Source organism: Undibacterium sp. (assembly GCF_030683615.1).
GTDB lineage: Bacteria > Pseudomonadota > Gammaproteobacteria > Burkholderiales > Burkholderiaceae_D > Undibacterium > Undibacterium umbellatum.
This window is the reverse complement of sequence record NZ_JAUXQE010000045.1, coordinates 65,905-82,944: the sequence shown is the minus strand read 5'-3', so window position 1 is coordinate 82,944 and position 17,040 is coordinate 65,905. Positions and strand designations below refer to the sequence as shown.

The window sequence follows — 17,040 nt, the reverse complement described above, 5'->3', positions numbered from 1 at the left end:
ATGTTTCCAGATCGAAGCGGCCATCTTCACGGCGTTCAACCAGGGTCACTTCCTGTCCCAGATGGAAAGTTGGCTCGAATGGTTCAATTTGCTTTAACAGATTGTCTGTCAGTTCCTGGCCTGTACATACTGGCACTGCAGGGATGTCATAGATCGGTTTATCCGGGTACAGCTCGACACATTGGCCGCCAACGACTGCCAGGGAGTCAATAACGTGTGCTTTAATTTCGAGCAAGCCGAGTTCGAATACCTGGAACAGGCCAACTGGACCTGCGCCGATGATGACGGCATCTGCTTCAATGGCGGCGTTGGCCGCGGTAGTTTGTTTGTTTTCCATGCTACGTGATGATTCCTGATATTGCGGATTTGTTTGAGCCGATTAACCTATGCCCGTAATGCTTTCCCAGATACTTACTTGTCCAGATATTGCAATTTATCTTTGACGTCTTTCCAGTCGTCAGCATCTGGCAAAGGAGCAACGGTCTTGGTAATCGACGGCCATTTGCGGGTCAGGTCGGCATTGATCTTGATAAATTGCTGTTGATCGGCCGGTACATCTTCTTCAGCAAAAATGGCGTTAGCCGGGCACTCTGCAACGCACACGGCGCAATCGATGCATTCGTCTGGATCAATGATGAGGAAATTCGGGCCAGCACGGAAGCAGTCCACCGGGCACACATCCACGCAATCGGTATAGCGGCAGCGGATGCAGGATTCGGTCACAACGTGGGTCATAACAGTCCAATCTAAACTAAAAATTCGGGATTTAGGCGCAGTCTAAGCGCAAAAAATAGGCTCAGAGCTGCAAAGCCTTGTATTTTAAGGCAATTTAGCAGTTCTCACAAATCAGGCTTATATAGTTTGCGCATAAGCAAATGCAGTCGTATCAGTGGACTTTGCCTCTGCAGTTTATCATGATGCGCAATTGTAGGCCTAAGCTCAGGCTTCTGGATTGATTTGCATCATCAGCATGAATTTTCTTGCATGAACGATAGCCGGGATGAAAGTTGTTGAACTGCTATAAGTCCTCAAGAAAAGTGAGCGTGAAAACGGTATGATGCGGCAGTGAGCTAGTCTGCCATGAGGCGGGCGGGTATTTTCAGCATTTGTTTTTATATTTTTATTTTAAGGCCGGACATGAAGCCTGCAATCTTGGTAACGCGAGCCATCTTTCCTGAAGTGTTGACGAAGCTGGAACAGTATTTTGATGTTGAGTCGAATCAGGATGATATTATTTTTTTACCAACTGAGCTCGCTGGCCGGCTAAAAGGCAAAGTCGGTACTCTGGCAACAGCCAGTGCAAAAATCAATACGGAATTATTGCAGCAATTGCCAGACTTGAAAGTTGTTGCCAGTATGGCGGTTGGTTATGACAATATCGATCTGGCTGCTTGCACAGCCCATGGTGTCATGGCTAGTAATACGCCTGAAGTCTTGAATGAAACCACTGCCGATTTTGGCTGGGCCTTGCTGATGGCGACTGCCAGGCGGGTGACGGAATCTGAACACTGGCTGCGCGCCGGGCATTGGACAAAGTGGCGGTTTGACTCTTTCCTGGGTGTTGATATACATGGTGCCACCTTGGGTATTATCGGCATGGGCAGGATAGGGCAGGCCATAGCGAGGCGTTCTACAGGTTTTGATATGAAGGTCATGTATCACAATCGCTCGCGCCTGAGTACGGAACAGGAGGCATATGCGAATAACGCGCAATATGTGAGCAAGGAAGAATTGCTGCAACAAGCTGATCATGTGGTGCTGGTGCTGCCATATTCAGCAGCTTCACATCACACCATAGCTGCGGCAGAGTTGGCAATGATGAAGCCGGGCGCAACACTGGTGAATCTGGCACGTGGTGGCATTGTTGATGACCAGGCCCTGATTGCGGCCTTGCGTGAAAAACGGATTGCGGCAGCTGGCCTGGATGTATTTGAGAATGAGCCCAAATTCCATCCAGATTTTTTGACCTTGAGCAATGTCGTGCTGACACCGCATATTGCCAGTGCCTCCGAGACAACTCGCCGGGCAATGGCAAACCGTGCGGCAGATAACCTGATTGCAGGTTTGACTGAGGGCAGACCAAGGGATTGGCTCAATCCTCCGGCTTAACCCCGAATCTTAGCCTTTGAGTTCGTTGATGAGGTCAATGTATTGCTGCATCGCTGTTTCCTGGGTAGTGCCTTTCAGGCCAGTCCAGGCATCAAACTTGGCGCGGCCGACAAAGTCGGTCATGCCAGGGCGATCACCAGTGGCGTCACCTGTGCTGCCTTGTTTGAACAGGGCATAGATTTTCAGCAAAGTCATATTGTCCGGACGCTCGGACAGGTTTTTGGAATCGGCTTGTGCCTGGGTGAATTGTTCTTGCAAGCTCATTGTAGTCTCCAGCATGTTATTAAGAAGCGCAAAAATAGCATGAAGACATGCAGGCAGGGCAGTTTTGCGCTAGAGGTTTCCCTCCAGCGCTTCCGGTTTGCAGTGGATTAATGCAGGGTAGGCTCAGCGCCGCAGCAGACTTTGTATTTTTTGCCGCTGCCACAAGGGCAAGGATCATTTCTGCCTACTTTTGGGGCTTCGCGCTTCACGGTGGTGACGCCAGACTTGCGCAAGGGTGCCCAAAAACGGCGTATGGTGGGGATGGACGCTTCCAGCGTCAACGCCAGTTCATGGCATTTTTCTGGTGTATCGACGAACTTCAATTCGCTTTCTTCTATCTCTTCTGCGCCCAGCAGGTAAATAGGTTGCAGCAATGGGCCGATTTCTTCAGATTCCCAGGCGGCTTCCCATGCTTCTTCACGCAATTGCATGCCTTCCCAGAAGCCCCAGGCCCAGGTTTCGCCGTCGATCAATTCCTTGCCATTTTGTTCCATGACACAAAACAGAGGCTCGTATTCTTGCGGGGCGACTTCAAAGGTGATCTGTATTTCATTCATGAAGCGGGCTACCAGGCCAGTAACGCGCTGCATTTCCTTTTCATTCTTGAACTTGGGTTCGCCCTGGTCAGGCAAGCCCCACACCAGTGGCAGCCATTCAGCCATCGGTATCACTTCCGGGCCCAGGGCAATGGCGGTCAGGTAGCCGTGCAGGGCATCCATGGTCATGCCATCGTCGCCGACTTTTTCCGACATCAGGAATTTGTCGAGTTCATTGAATTCTTTGTCGCTTAGTGGTTCGTCGAGATGCATGGAGTGACTCTTGAAAAGGTAAATATGAAAATACCGGAAGTTTAGCGCTTTGTGTGCTGGCTGTGCAGGACTTTTATCTCTAACCCAGTGAGAGGCACGTACAATAGCGACATGACAGATTTTACTCCCCCAGATTCTTTCGCCGGGCTGACACCCGAATTAGTCCTTGATGCCGTCGATAGTAGTGGCTTGCGCAGCGATGGTCGCATGTTGGCCTTGAATAGCTATGAAAACCGCGTTTATCAGATAGGCATAGAGGATGCTTCTCCTATTATCGCCAAGTTTTATCGCCCCTTGCGCTGGTCAGATGAAGCGATACAGGAGGAACATGACTTCGTCGCTGAGTTGCAGACGCACGAAATTCCTGTCATTGCTGCCTTGCGGGCAGACAATGGAAATAGCCTGCGTCACTATCAAGGATTCCGCTTTTCCTTGTTCAAGCGCCAGAGTGGCCGTGCACCTGAAACTGGTGACCCAGCCACGCTGGAATGGCTGGGACGTTTCATAGGACGCATACATGCCGTCGGCGCTACTACCAGTTATGCAGTTAGGCCAGCGTTGAATCCGCAAAGTTTTGGTGTATTGCCACGTGCGTGGTTGCTGGAGCATGATTTTATTCCAACTGATTTACTGGCGGCGTACGCCAGCGTTAGCCAGCAAGCCCTTGATGGTATTCAGGCTTGTTATGACAGGGCAGGCGAGGTGCTGCAACTACGCTTGCATGGTGATTGCCATCTGGGAAATGTCTTGTGGCTGGAATCTGGTCCAGAGGCTGGCCCGCACTTTGTCGATTTTGATGACAGCCGCATGGGACCAGGCATACAAGACTTATGGATGCTGTTATCGGGCGACCGTAGCGAAATGCAAAGCCAGTTGACCGATATTCTGGTGGGTTACGAAGATTTTTTTGAATTCGAGCCGCGTCAACTATATTTGATAGAGGCCTTGCGCACCTTGCGGCTTATCCATTATTCCGCCTGGCTGGCGCAGCGCTGGAGCGACCCGGCTTTTCCGGCAGCCTTTCCATGGTTTAACAGCCAGCGTTACTGGCAAGACCGCATACTTGAACTGCGCGAGCAGGTTGCTTTAATGGATGAGGCACCGTTGTGGCGAATTTAATACTGTTTTAGTCTCGTTCTTGATCAAATTACGAATAAGTCCGGCCTTATTGTAAAATCCCGCCAATTTTTAAACTATGATGAAAATGCACCATGACTCAAGACGAACTGAAACTTGTCGTCGCCCAGGCGGCAATTGCTTATGTAGTAGAAGGTGAAATTGTTGGCGTAGGTACCGGTTCTACGGCAAACTTTTTTATTGATGAACTAGCCAAGATCAAGCACAAAGTCAAAGCAGCTGTTGCGTCTTCTGAAGTGACGGCAGCACGTTTGCGTTCTCACGGTATTACCGTGCTGGATTTGAATGAAGTGACATCCATGCCAGTGTATATCGATGGCGCGGATGAAATCACACCGCAAGGTGCCATGATCAAGGGTGGCGGTGCGGCATTGACGCGCGAAAAGATCGTTGCATCTGTTGCTGAAAAATTTGTATGTATCGCTGATGGTTCCAAACTGGTGGACGTGCTGGGCAAGTTTCCTTTGCCAGTAGAAGTAATTCCCATGTCACACGCAGTCGTTGCACGCAAGCTCAATGCATTGGGCGGGGAGGCGCGTTTGCGCATGAAAGATGGACAGCCATTATTGACTGACAATGGCAATATGATTTTGGATGTACATGGCATGCAAATTCTTGATCCGCTGACGATGGAAGCAGAGATTAACAATATCGTGGGAGTGGTGACGGTTGGCTTGTTCGCTCGACAAGGTGCAAATGTTTGTCTTCTGGGGACTGCTGAAGGTGTGAAAACCTTGCAGTTCTGAAATTAGCAAGAGACTGGTATGGTTGTTTTGCAGTAAATACATGCCATTGCAGATGAATATGAAGTCATCAATTGTTCAATTCTATGAGGAGATGAAGCAAATGAACATGAATACAAAGAAAAAAACAGCCAAGTCACTAAGTTTCCTGGCCTCACTGACGGCAGCTTTGCTGATCTCAGCTTGTGCAACACAGTCGCCTACCACAGGAAGGCCTGTCATTGATGTTGCAATGACGCAGGCCATGCAAAGTAAGATCAGCCCAGATGCGGCCATTGCGATGCTCAAAGAGGGGAATCAGCGCTTTGTCTCCAGTAGCATGTTGAAACGCGATTTGCCTGGTCAGGTAAAAACCAGCGGAAGGGATGGTCAGTTCCCATTTGCCAGTGTAGTCAGTTGCATAGATTCGCGTTCTGAGCCTGCGCTCGTATTCGATCAAGGTATAGGTGATTTGTTTACTGCCAGAGTGGCCGGTAACATCGTTAATGAAGACATCCTTGGTAGCCTTGAATATGCTGCAAAGGTAGCTGGGTCTAAAGTCATCATCATTCTTGGTCATTCACATTGCGGCGCAGTGAAAGGAGCGTGTGATAATGCTAATTTGGGCAATCTGACACAACTGGTGGCCAAGATCATGCCGGCTGTGAAAGCGACGCCTGATAATCATGGCAGCGACCGTTCTTCAAAAAATCATCATTTTGTCGATGCAGTGGCAGAAATGAACGTGAAAATGACGGTCAAGGCAGTGACAGAAAAGAGCGTGGTATTGAAAGAAATGGCCGACAAGGGCCAGATCAAGATCGTCGGAGCCATGCTGGATGTTGAAACGGGAAAAATCGCTTTCTATTGATAAAGTCAGATCGAAACAAACAAAAAAGCCCGCTAAGCGGGCTTTTTTGTTTAGACGCGACTCAATTACTCTGTCGGCGGAACATAGCCAGTAGCAGCATCGGCCCCATCGCCAAAGAAATGTTTTTCCATCTGCGTTGCCAGATACTTGCGGGCGCGAGTGTCAGCCAGATTCAGGCGGTTCTCATTCACTAGCATGGTCTGGTGTTTGAGCCACGCAGCCCAGGCTTCTTTGGACACGCTTTCATAAATTCTTTTGCCCAATTCACCTGGGTAAGTTGGAACGTCTAGACCTTCGGCTTCTTTGTCTAATTTAATGCAGTGGACCATGCGGGCCATGTTGGTGCTCCTTAATGTGAATCTTGATAAGTCTTGAAAACAGCCTGAATTATACGGGCAGTGGCTTAGAGTTGCTTGATCAGAACCAAAGACTTGCGTTGCCAGTTATACATTTTTTGCCTGTCTTTCGGCAAATCGTCTACCGAAGCACTAACAAAACCGCGTTTCAGGAACCAGTGAGCAGTGCGCGTCGTTAATACAAACAGACTATGGAAGCCAGCCCGGCGCGCACGTTTTTCCAGATGCTTGAGTATGCGTTCGCCGTCGCCTTGGCTTTGCACTTCCGGATTCACAGTCAGGCAAGCCATTTCTGCCATCTTTTCAAAAGGGAAGGGGTAGAGGGCGGCACAACCAAATATCACGCCATCATGCTCAATGACAGAGAAGTAATTGATCTCCCGTTCTATCAGTTCACGTCCACGCTTGACCAGGGTGCCATCGGCTTCCAGCGGTTCTATCAACTTGATAATGCCGCCTACGTCTTCAATCGTGGCCTCGCGCAAGCTTTCCAGGTTTTCTGAAGACACCATGGTGCCCACGCCATCATGGGTGAACAATTCCAGCAGGGCAGAACCATCCATCTTGTACGGGACGATGTGAATACGCGGAACACCACCACGCGATGCCTTGATCGCGTGTTCCAGATAAAACGCAGAATCCAGTGGCAAATAGCCTGCCTTTAATTCTTGCTCGGCTTGCATAAAAGATAATTCGCGGATTTCATCATTATCCTGATCCACCATCATCGGTGTTTCAGAGATGAAAATCAGTTTATCGGCACGCAAGGCGGAAGCTGCCGATACGGCAACGTCTTCCATCGTCAAATTGAATGCTTCACCCGTTGGTGAGAAGCCCAGAGGTCCAAGCAAGACCAGATTGCCTGCATCAAGGATTCGGTGAATCGTTTCATACGCGACCTTGCGGGCAATGCCTGTCAATTGAAAGTCAACTCCGCCAACGATGCCGATCGGTTTTGCGGTGACAAAATTTCCAGAAATGATACGTATGGCAGAGTGGGCCATCGGTGTATTTGGCAAGCCCTGGCTAAATGCAGCTTCTATGTCCAGTCGCAATTCACCAGCAGCTTCTTTTGAACATTCCAGCGCTGCTGTATCGGTAATCCGTATGCCGTTGTGAAAAGCGCCTTCTACGCTACGTAATGCCAGTTGTTCGGCTACCTGGGGTCGTGAGCCATGGACGATGACAATCTTGATACCCAAGGCATGTAAAAGTGATAAATCTTGCGCCAGAACCGGCAGGGCACCTGCCATGACCAGTTCGCCGGGGAAGGCAACCACGAAGGTCTTTCCACGGAAGGCATGAATATAGGGCGCGACTGAGCGCAGCCAGTGAACGAATTGAACGGGATTTTCCATCCGCCAATTATAATCTGAGACGAGAAAACAGATGGTCAATCAACGTGGTCGATTGTACACATTGACAGATTCATTCGCAAAACCCGTGTTTTCAGTGTGTATATGTTGACTTGATACGCTCCAGCTTGCCTACATACAAATCATGGGCTTTGCGGGTTGTGCTATTGGCCTTGGCCAGGAGTAGTTCTTCAGTCGCATCAGGTATCTCACCCAGCTTCAGGTGTGCCAGCGCCAGCCATAAATGAAATTCATCATAGTTGGCGTCGCGTTTTATCTCACGCTTGAACAAGGTTTTTGCTTCAGCAAAGTCACCACGTTGCATGGCAGCCAGGCCGCGATTGAAGAAATGGAAAGGTGGATAGGGTTGTAATTCTTCGAGACGGCTGAAATAGACCTGTGCTTCCAGTGGGCGACCGGATTTGCGCAAGACTTCAGCCAGATTGCTTAAAGCCAGCGTGTTGTCGGGTTCTTTTGTCAATATTTGTTTGAACACATTTTCAGCCAATTGGAAATTGCCGTGTTGGCGATAAATAACCCCCAGTGTATTGTAGGCTGTCAGGAAATTAGGGTCGGTGCGCAATGCCTCGCGGGCAAACCAATAGGCATCATTGACATTGTGTTGCGCCAGTAATTCTGCCGCACGATTATTCATGTACATGGCGATCACAGTCGCTTCACTGATCAGCACTGTTTTTTGCCCCAGAATTTCACTTGGTGGCAAGAAATCTATCACCATTCTTTGATGATATTCATCTGCATTGCGCAAGAAACCAGATCGCCTGCCCAGCACGATATTGACGTGGCCAGCAGCAAAGTACAGATCATTATTGCGACTCCATGATTCATTAATCAACACATTTTGATATTGCACATCCAAACCCAGTTGTTTGGCAAAGGCTGCAGTCATGAGCACTAACGATAAACAGTTGCCAGAGCGTGCTGCAAATGCCTGTGCGGCATTGCGTGTCATTTCAGCATCATATTCCAGCTTGATCTGGCGCTTGCTTGAGATTGCTTCAAACAAAGCTCTTTGTGGTCCTCGTTTGCTTAACTGAGGCATGATTTCCTGATGCAGATAGGATTCCATGTCTTTGCTGACAGTCAGCACATTTTCTTTGTCGATGGGAATGGAACTGGGTGCAAATTCCTGATCATGAAAGTGCAGCTCACTCAGTTTTTGCGTTCCTGATGTCGCGCAGGCTGCTAGCAAGCATGTGAAAAACAGAATAGTCCAAGTTTTCATTTTGCCCCCCGCAAGTATCACGATAAGTAAAATTGATGATCAGGTCAGTTTTTGTTTATTCAGTATAGATCAAATTGTTTTGAAATTTCTTGCTGCTAAACCTGCTTTGTTCTGGGTGGTAAATGAATAAGTAAAAAAACAACATTGAGCAACTCTGCCAAAAATCTGGGATAATGGAAAGTGCTATGTCTTCAAATCAAACACCTAAAAACTCCCCCCAAAAAGCAATGCCCAATGTGATAGATGGTTTATCGGGATTGCGCGAACTTCGACAACAATTGCGCGAAACAGCTGGCAAGCCAGAATCGCCTGACAACAAGCCTCTAAAGGAAAATGTCGCTGAGCGAGTTCGTATGCCCAAAGTACAGAATACAAGATCGCAGCCAAATCGCAATAAGTCTGCGACAACTGCAAGCGAACCTCCAGCCGCAAGAAAAAAAATAACTGGGCCAGCCAGGGAAGCGGCGCCATTGCCATTTCGTAATCCCTTGCCACCTATCAGCTATCCTGAAGAGTTACCAGTATCCGGCAAACGGGCAGAAATTGCCGAGGCTTTGCAAAAGCATCAGGTCATTATTGTCTGTGGTGAAACTGGCTCCGGTAAAACCACGCAATTACCAAAAATCTGCCTGGAACTGGGGCGCGGCCAAAAAGGCATGATAGGCCATACCCAGCCACGCCGGATTGCTGCGTCGTCTACCGCCAAACGTATTGCGCAAGAATTGAACTCACCGCTGGGTGAACATGTTGGTTTTAAAGTCCGTTTTACCGATACTCTGAGCAAGGGCGCATCGGTCAAGCTGATGACCGACGGTATCTTGCTGGCAGAAACCCAGACCGACCCGCTGTTAAAACAATATGACACCATCATCATTGATGAGGCGCATGAGCGCAGCCTGAATATTGATTTCCTGCTCGGTTACCTGAAGCAATTGCTGCCCAAGCGTCGTGACCTGAAGATCATCATCACTTCAGCCACGATCGATGCCCAGCGCTTCGCCAATCATTTTGCTGATACCAGGGGGGCAGAACCCAAGCCTGCTCCCGTGATTGAAGTGTCGGGCCGTTTGTATCCGGTAGAAGTGCGCTATCGCCCGATACAGGATACAGAAAAAGATAAAGAACGCGATTTGATGACGGCCATTACTGATGCCGTTGATGAATTGTGCCGCGTAGGTTCTGGTGACGTACTTGTATTTTTGCCAGGCGAGCGTGAGATTCGTGATGCTGCTGAAGCCCTGCGCAAACATCATCCACCGCATGTAGAGATTTTGCCCCTGTTTGCCCGTTTGTCGGCGCAAGAGCAGGAGAGGGTATTCAAGATCTCGAATGCACGCCGTATCGTCCTTGCTACAAATGTGGCCGAAACCTCGCTGACCGTACCTGGCATACGCTACGTCGTCGATGCCGGTCTGGCGCGTGTCAAACGCTATAGCTACAGGAATAAAGTCGAGCAATTGCAGATAGAGGCAGTAGCCCAGTCGGCTGCCAATCAGCGGGCTGGCCGTTGCGGTCGCGTTGCGGCGGGTGTTTGCATACGTCTGTACGATGAGCAGGATTATCTGCAAAGGCCAAAATTTACCGAGCCAGAAATTTTGCGCTCATCCCTGGCAGCAGTCATTTTGCGGATGAAATCGCTGCGCCTGACTGATGTCGAGACTTTTCCCTTCATTGAGCCGCCACCTGGCCGGGCGATTGCTGACGGTTACCAGCTCTTGCAAGAATTGGGAGCCATGGACGAAGTCAATCAGTTGACGCCGGTTGGCAGGCAGTTGGCGAAACTGCCGCTGGACCCGCGCGTTGGTCGCATGATCCTGGCAGCGCGCGACAACCAGGCCTTGCAGGAAGTGTTGATCATTGCTGCCGCATTGTCGGTGCAAGATCCGCGTGATCGCCCGATGGAGGCGCAGGCGGCAGCAGACATGGCGCACAAGAAATTTGCCGATGAAAAGTCTGAATTCCAGTCTTACCTGAAAATCTGGAAATGGTTTGAAGATGCCATTGAGCACAAGAAAACCAATCGCCAGTTGCAAGACAATTGCCGCGCCAATTTCCTGAGTCAGATGCGCTTGCGCGAATGGCGAGAAGTGCATTCGCAATTGTTGACGATAGTAAAAGAGCAGGGCTGGCGTTTAAATGAAGCACCTGCCACTTATGAGCAATTGCACTTATCTCTATTGACGGGTTTGCTGGGTAATATCGGTTACAAGTCAGATGAAGAAGCGCATTACCTAGGCGCGCGTGGTATCAAGTTTTATATCTGGCCAGGTTCTACCCTGGCCAAAAAAGCCGGACGCTGGATCATGGCGGCTGAGCTGGTTGATACTACACGCCTGTATGGCCGTTGCATCGCCCAGATCAATCCTGAATGGCTGGAAAAAATCGGCGAGCACCTGCTGAAAAAATCCTATGGTGAACCACGCTGGGAGAAACGTGCCGGTCAGGTATCTGCCTTCGAACGTGCGACCCTGTACGGTCTGGTCGTGTATAGCCAGCGGCGAACCCAGTATGGATTGACGCACCCTGCAGAGGCACGCGAGATGTTCATCCGCGATGCACTGGTCGAAGGTGAATTTGATACCCGCGCCCCTTTCTTTGCGTATAACCAGAAACTGGTACGCGAGATAGAAAACCTCGAACATAAATCACGCCGTCTGGATGTGCTGGTGGATGAAGAACTGATCGTGGCTTTCTATGACCAGCACTTGCCAGTCGATGTCTATAACGCCGTCTTGTTTGAAGAGTGGCATAAGGAAGCGACCAAAGCCAATCCCAAGCTCTTGTACCTGAACAAGGACGAGTTGATGCGCCATGAAGCGGCTGGCGTTACCACGGATTTATTCCCCAAGAGCATGCAGGTGTCAGGCGTGGCCTTGCAGCTCAGTTATCACTTTGAGCCTGGTAGTCCGCGCGATGGTGTGACTCTGACCGTGCCTCTGTTTTCACTTAATCAGGTCTCGGCAGACCGCTGTGAATGGCTGGTACCCGGCATGCTGAAAGAAAAAGTGCATTTGCTGATCAAGTCCTTGCCGCAAAAAATACGTCGTCACTGTGTGCCTATTCCTGAATATGCAGCAGGCTTTTGTGAGCGCAATGATTTTGGCAAAGGCAACTTCCTTGATGCAGTGATTGCAGATATACGCGAGCAAAAAGGTTTGCTGTGCAAGACCACGGACTTTAAATTCGAGACTGTGCCTGTGCATTTGACGATGAACTTTAAAGTCGTCGATGAACATGGCCGTCAACTGGAAATGGGACGTAACCTGGCCAGCCTGCGGGCGGAATTTGGTGGCCAGGCACGCGAGAGTTTCCAGCGTATTGCCAGTGCCGAGAAACTGGCTTTGCTAGATACAAATCCAGTTGCGATCAAGCAGGCTGCTGTGGCAGAAGACAAATCAGTCCGTAATGCCGGGAAACCAGCAACTGCCAACGTCCAGACTGGTGCCGCAATACCGGCATTCAAGCAGGAAAACCTGACAGCCTGGACTTTCGACAGCTTGCCCGAATTGCTGGAAGTCCAGCAGGGTAAACAGACCCTCATTGGTTATCCAGCTCTGGTGGATAAACTCACGCATTGCCATATTGAGGTCTTTGATGACCCTGATGAAGCGGCGCGTATACATCGCATAGGCATGCGGCGTCTGTTTGCCTTGCAGTTGAAAGAGCAGATCAAGTTCCTGGAAAAAAATATCCCTGGTTTGCAGCAGATGGGCATGCAATTCATGGCGCTGGGTTCGCAGGAAGAATTGCGTGACCAGATTATTCAGGTCGCCATAGAAAGTGCCTTCCTGCAAAGCCCTTTACCTGCCAATTCAGGTGAATTCAACAAGCGCAGGGATGAAGGTAAGGCCAGGTTGAATTTGCTTGCCAATGAAATTGCCCGCACAGCCGCACAGATACTGGCTGAATACCATGGATTGCCGAAGAAACTGCAAGGCATCAAGGCGCATGCGCAAGCTGCTGCCGATATGCAGGCGCAATTGCAGATGCTGGTGACCAAGCACTTTATTGCGGAAAATGATTTCACCCAGTTGTCGCACTTCCCGCGTTACCTGAAAGCGATCACGGTACGCATGGACAAGCTGCGTGCCGATCCGGCGCGTGACCAGAAGTTGGTGGCTGAATGGAATAGTGTCGCCCAGGCCTGGCAACGTCACCCGCGCAAGACCGGTGTTGATGCTGATCCAAAACTGCTGGAGTTTCGCTGGTTGCTGGAAGAACTCAGGGTCTCGCTGTTTGCCCAGGAGCTGCGTACACCCATGCCGGTGTCAGTCAAGCGCTTGCAAAAAGTGTGGGAAAGTTTGCAGCGATAGCCGTCAATAGATCATCAGTAAATGAGTAATAGCATGGCCGCATGCAAAGCTTGTTTGCTTGTTGTATGCTAAGGGCAGGCAGACAGGTTAATACACCTGATACTGCCTGCTTTTTTTATAGGCATGCTGAAATTCATGAATCATAAACTGAACCCTGCAACGATCTTCTTGCTTGTCATACCGCCTTTGCTCTGGGCGGGCAATGCTGTCGTCGGGCGTATGATTCATGAGATGGTGCCGCCTATCACTCTGAATTTTATTCGATGGGTATTGGCCTTTTTGATACTCTTGCCCATGGCTTTCCATATTTATCGCCGCGATAGCATGTTATGGCGTAACTGGCGGCGCTATGCGGTACTGGGTTTGCTGGGTGTGGGTTTGTACAATGCCTTGCAATACCTGGCCTTGCAGAGTTCTACACCGATTAACGTCACACTGGTTGCTGCCAGCATGCCGGTGTGGATGATGATGGTTGGTAGCCTGTTCTTCCAGGCCAAGGTCTCTCGCTGGCAACTGGCCGGTGCAGTATTGTCTATCGTTGGTGTGTTGATTGTCTTAAGCCGTGGTGAAATAAGGCAATTGCTGTCGCTGCATCTGGTTCTTGGCGATATTTTCATGATCATTGCCACCATCACCTGGTCAGTCTATAGCTGGTTGCTGACGCGCGGTAACGATGGTGAGTTACGCAATCACTGGGCTGATTTCTTACTGGCGCAAGTCAGCTTTGGTGTATTGTGGTCCGGCTTATTTTCTGCAACTGAATGGGTTGTTACCAAGCCGGTCATACACTGGAGCCCCATGCTATTCGCGGCCCTGGCTTTTGTTGCCATCGGCCCGGCAGTGATTGCTTTTCGTTGCTGGGGCTTAGGCGTACAAAGGGTAGGGCCGAATATTGCTGCTTTTTTCAACAACCTGACGCCCCTGTTTGCTGCCCTGATGTCAGCTGCCTTTTTGGGGGAAGCACCGCATGTGTTTCATGCGCTGGCATTTATGTGCATCGTCGGTGGCATTATCCTGTCTTCGCGGCGCTAGATTTTTTTATCGAGTTCTTGGTTTAAATTGGGTCGCCAACGCCTATAGGCGCAGGAGCGATGTTGACGATGAGTGAAAATAGTTGCTCATATTTGTAACGTTCGCCAGCATCATCGAGCATTTTGCGGTTTTCCAAAAATGCGGCATCAACTTCTTTCCAGTCCTGGTCATTCAGCACTTGCCTGGCTATGGGCATGATGCGCTCTTCTTCTGCGCGCATGTGGGCAAAATAAAAATGGGCGTACTGCTCCACAAGATCACGAAATCGTGCAAAAGCAGGTTTGCCACCAAATTCATAATCCAGCAAAGCATGAAATAACCTGTGCACCATCAATTCACCTTTACTGTGTTGTTCACTTAAGGCATCAAGTTCACTGTCGAGTTGATGTGTTCTTTCCTTGATTTTCGCAAACAGGTATTGATCTTCTTTGGGGTGATGGACTTTTTCAGGATATTCCATGATGTAATACAGCATCGCCCGGAATACTTTCAGATCAGGCGCATTGCCGCCACTTTCTATTTGCCGGACGAAATAGCGCATACCTTGTATGACTGATGACAAGTGTTCGTGCTCATCTTGTATGACGCGCAGCGAAGCAGGGTAAATATTTCTGACTGACATGGCGTGTCTCCTTGCTATTCTTTTTATTACTTTACTTTGGCAGAGACAGGGGGCTCTTGATCAGGATCAAAGGTGCTGGCTTGACTGGTTGATAAAAAATTAGCCACGCAAGCGAAGCTTGCGCGGCTATATTGCATTCTGATTGTGTGAAAACGCTACTTGGCGTTCAATGTATTCTGAAAATCAGACTTAATGTATTAACGTTTTGCTTGTATCGCTTCGATCTGATCCATGATTTTATTCATGCGTACAAATACTGCCTGATAGGGGGCGGGAGAAGCCAAGTCAACACCTGCACTCTTGACCAGTTCGTAGGGATACGCAGAGCCGCCTGCTTTCAGGATGTTCAGGTATTTATCCCTGGCGCCAGCTTGCCCTTTCAGGATTTCATCTGCAAACATGGAGCCAGCAGCGATGGAAGTTGCATACTGGAATACATAAAAGCGATTGTAGAAGTGTGGAATATAAGCCCATTCTACGGCATAGGCATCATCTATCTTCATGACGTTTTCTTTGTCACCATGATAGCTTTTCAGGATGTCGCCATAGATTTTCGATAATGCTTCACCAGTCAGGGATTCACCTTTGTCTACTTTGGCATGTACTTCACGCTCAAAGTCGGCAAACATGGCCTGGCGGAAGAAAGTGCCGCGCAGGTTTTCCAGTGCTGAACCGAGATACAGGAGGCGCTCATCATCGCTTTTGGCGATCTTTAGCATATGGTCAAGCAGGAAAACTTCATTGGTGGTTGATGCAATTTCCGCTGTGAAAATCGGATAGTCAGCGCTGATGAAAGGCTGATGCTTGTTGGCCAGATAGGAATGCATGGCATGACCCCATTCATGTCCCAAAGTTGACACCGATTCATAATCATCGTTGTAATTCAACAGCACGTAGGGGTGAACATCGTAGGCCGAGCCATTCATGTATGCGCCTGAGCGCTTGCGTGGACGTGGGTAAACATCCATCCATCGTTCTGTCGTGGCTTTGGTCATGGCTTTGACATAGTCGTCACCTAAAGGCTTGACTGACTCCAAAACCAGTTTGACACCATCCTTGATTGTGTATTTGAAATCGCCAGATACCAGGGGGGGATAGATGTCGAAATAGCGCAGGTCTTTTACCCCAAGCAGTTTGGCTCGCAATTTGAAGTAGCGGTGCAGGGTAGGCAGGTTGGCCCTGGTTTGCGATACCAGTGTGTCATAGACTTCGCGTGGCACCTTGTTGTTATCCAGTGCTTGCGTCAAAGAATCGGGATAGTTGCGTATCTTGGCGTAGGCTGAGTCGCGTTTTAATTGTTCGTAAAACATAACGCCATAACTGCGTTCAAATTCTTTCCATTTACCCCAGAATGCGTCAAATACAAGTTGGCGATCTGCCCGGTTGGGGGCCGCACGGTATTTGGTATAGGCGGACTGATCTATGCGTACTTCTTCACCAGTCGATAATTTGACCTTGGGCCATGGCATATCTGCATTTGACAAGGTGGAATAGACAGCGCTGGCAGTATTGGTTGCCATACCAAAGGTTGCGACGATTTCTTCGCCTTTTTTATCCAGGGTATGCTGGCCGGAACGCAAGATGTCATCTAACTGATGGGTATAGATCTTCAAGCCTTTTTCTTTAGACTGGAATGCAGCTATTTTTTTTGCACCTATACTCAAAATTTCTGGTCTGAGGAAAGACGTTGCTTCTTCCACTTTACTGCCCAAAATGTCCGAGCGCTGGCCCAGGTCTGCACCAGCATTGTCACCAGTGTCCTGATCGCGGAACTGGAAGGCATAGCTGGAAAGACGGGCATAGCGCTTCCACAAGTCAGCATTCAGATCCAGGCACGTCTTGAAGCGGGCAATATTGTCGCCCAGGTGACCGCTACAGGTTTGAAACTGTTTTAACTGGACCTCCAGCGTCATGGCATCTTTATCCCAATCAGCCTTGGTCTGATACATGTCTTTCAAATTCCATCGATCTGCTTCTGTCTCATTGGGATGGGCAGCAAAGGCAAAGCTTGGCAGGGTCAATGCAACAGCGAACAAGTTGCGAACAAGATGTTTATGCATGGTTTATGGTCCAGTTTGGATTTTTTGGATTAATGGATGTGCAACAAATGCAGGATAGTGGCTTATTGTTTATTTAATATCAACACATTTCAATGTAGTCATATTGACCCTGCACTTGAGGCCATATTTTGGTCTGAAAGTTCA

General features: G+C 49.2%; 15 protein-coding genes. 6 read left to right on the top strand and 9 right to left on the bottom strand.

Features of this window, described 5'->3' with window-relative positions; genetic code table 11:
- Both Q8K39_RS24910 and fdxA read right to left on the bottom strand, forming a co-directional pair.
- A partial coding sequence (locus tag Q8K39_RS24910) for an NAD(P)/FAD-dependent oxidoreductase (RefSeq protein WP_370868679.1) occupies positions 1-337 on the bottom strand: 337 nt, incomplete at its 3' end.
- A 74-nt stretch (positions 338-411) separates the two neighbouring features.
- The gene (gene fdxA / locus Q8K39_RS24905) at positions 412-735 is read right to left on the bottom strand and encodes a ferredoxin FdxA (RefSeq protein WP_186951675.1); all 324 of its coding nucleotides are present in this window, start codon (positions 733-735) and stop codon (positions 412-414) included.
- A gap of 402 nt (positions 736-1,137) precedes the next feature.
- Here fdxA and Q8K39_RS24900 point away from each other — a divergent pair, with 402 nt between their 5' ends.
- On the top strand, positions 1,138-2,109 hold the full coding sequence (locus Q8K39_RS24900) for a D-glycerate dehydrogenase (protein ID WP_305263829.1): 972 nt from the start codon (positions 1,138-1,140) through the stop codon (positions 2,107-2,109).
- Positions 2,110-2,118: 9 nt separating this feature from the next.
- Here the strand turns inward: Q8K39_RS24900 and Q8K39_RS24895 are convergent, their stop codons facing one another.
- On the bottom strand, positions 2,119-2,373 hold the full coding sequence (locus Q8K39_RS24895; RefSeq protein ID WP_305263828.1) for an acyl-CoA-binding protein: 255 nt from the start codon (positions 2,371-2,373) through the stop codon (positions 2,119-2,121).
- Between the two features lie 107 nt (positions 2,374-2,480).
- Entirely contained in the window at positions 2,481-3,182 is a 702-nt protein-coding gene (locus Q8K39_RS24890; protein WP_186951671.1) for a UPF0149 family protein, read from the bottom strand.
- A gap of 111 nt (positions 3,183-3,293) precedes the next feature.
- Here Q8K39_RS24890 and Q8K39_RS24885 point away from each other — a divergent pair, with 111 nt between their 5' ends.
- The 3 genes from Q8K39_RS24885 (at position 3,294) to Q8K39_RS24875 (ending at position 5,912) form a co-directional block, all read left to right on the top strand.
- Positions 3,294-4,301 carry a serine/threonine protein kinase gene (locus Q8K39_RS24885; protein WP_305263827.1) on the top strand — a complete coding sequence of 336 codons (1,008 nt, stop codon included), beginning with the start codon at positions 3,294-3,296 and terminating at the stop codon, positions 4,299-4,301.
- Positions 4,302-4,393: 92 nt separating this feature from the next.
- Positions 4,394-5,065: a ribose-5-phosphate isomerase RpiA gene (rpiA, locus tag Q8K39_RS24880; protein ID WP_305263825.1), complete on the top strand. Its 672-nt coding sequence runs from the start codon at positions 4,394-4,396 to the stop codon at positions 5,063-5,065.
- Between the two features lie 100 nt (positions 5,066-5,165).
- A complete protein-coding gene (locus tag Q8K39_RS24875) occupies positions 5,166-5,912 on the top strand; it encodes a carbonic anhydrase family protein (protein ID WP_305263823.1) in 747 nt (248 codons plus the stop codon).
- A 65-nt stretch (positions 5,913-5,977) separates the two neighbouring features.
- Here Q8K39_RS24875 and Q8K39_RS24870 read toward each other — a convergent pair whose 3' ends face one another.
- The 3 genes from Q8K39_RS24870 to Q8K39_RS24860 form a co-directional block, all read right to left on the bottom strand.
- Positions 5,978-6,250, bottom strand: coding sequence for an oxidative damage protection protein (locus tag Q8K39_RS24870; RefSeq protein WP_186951668.1), 273 nt, complete (start codon positions 6,248-6,250; stop codon positions 5,978-5,980).
- Between the two features lie 65 nt (positions 6,251-6,315).
- Positions 6,316-7,626 (bottom strand): amino-acid N-acetyltransferase, encoded by a 1,311-nt coding sequence (gene argA, locus Q8K39_RS24865; RefSeq protein ID WP_186951667.1) that lies wholly within the window; start codon positions 7,624-7,626, stop codon positions 6,316-6,318.
- A gap of 91 nt (positions 7,627-7,717) precedes the next feature.
- Positions 7,718-8,869: a tetratricopeptide repeat protein gene (locus Q8K39_RS24860; protein WP_305263820.1), complete on the bottom strand. Its 1,152-nt coding sequence runs from the start codon at positions 8,867-8,869 to the stop codon at positions 7,718-7,720.
- Between the two features lie 185 nt (positions 8,870-9,054).
- Between Q8K39_RS24860 and hrpA the strand changes: the two genes are divergently transcribed.
- Positions 9,055-13,182: an ATP-dependent RNA helicase HrpA gene (gene hrpA / locus Q8K39_RS24855; protein WP_305263818.1), complete on the top strand. Its 4,128-nt coding sequence runs from the start codon at positions 9,055-9,057 to the stop codon at positions 13,180-13,182.
- A gap of 135 nt (positions 13,183-13,317) precedes the next feature.
- Positions 13,318-14,214 carry a DMT family transporter gene (locus Q8K39_RS24850; protein ID WP_305263816.1) on the top strand — a complete coding sequence of 299 codons (897 nt, stop codon included), beginning with the start codon at positions 13,318-13,320 and terminating at the stop codon, positions 14,212-14,214.
- Between the two features lie 22 nt (positions 14,215-14,236).
- On the opposite strand, the gene Q8K39_RS24845 is transcribed toward Q8K39_RS24850, so the two are convergent.
- Complete coding sequence (locus tag Q8K39_RS24845) at positions 14,237-14,836, bottom strand: hemerythrin domain-containing protein (RefSeq protein WP_186951664.1); 600 nt, start codon at positions 14,834-14,836, stop codon at positions 14,237-14,239.
- Between the two features lie 197 nt (positions 14,837-15,033).
- Positions 15,034-16,896 carry an oligoendopeptidase F gene (pepF, locus tag Q8K39_RS24840; RefSeq protein ID WP_305263815.1) on the bottom strand — a complete coding sequence of 621 codons (1,863 nt, stop codon included), beginning with the start codon at positions 16,894-16,896 and terminating at the stop codon, positions 15,034-15,036.
- Positions 16,897-17,040 lie beyond the last annotated feature (144 nt).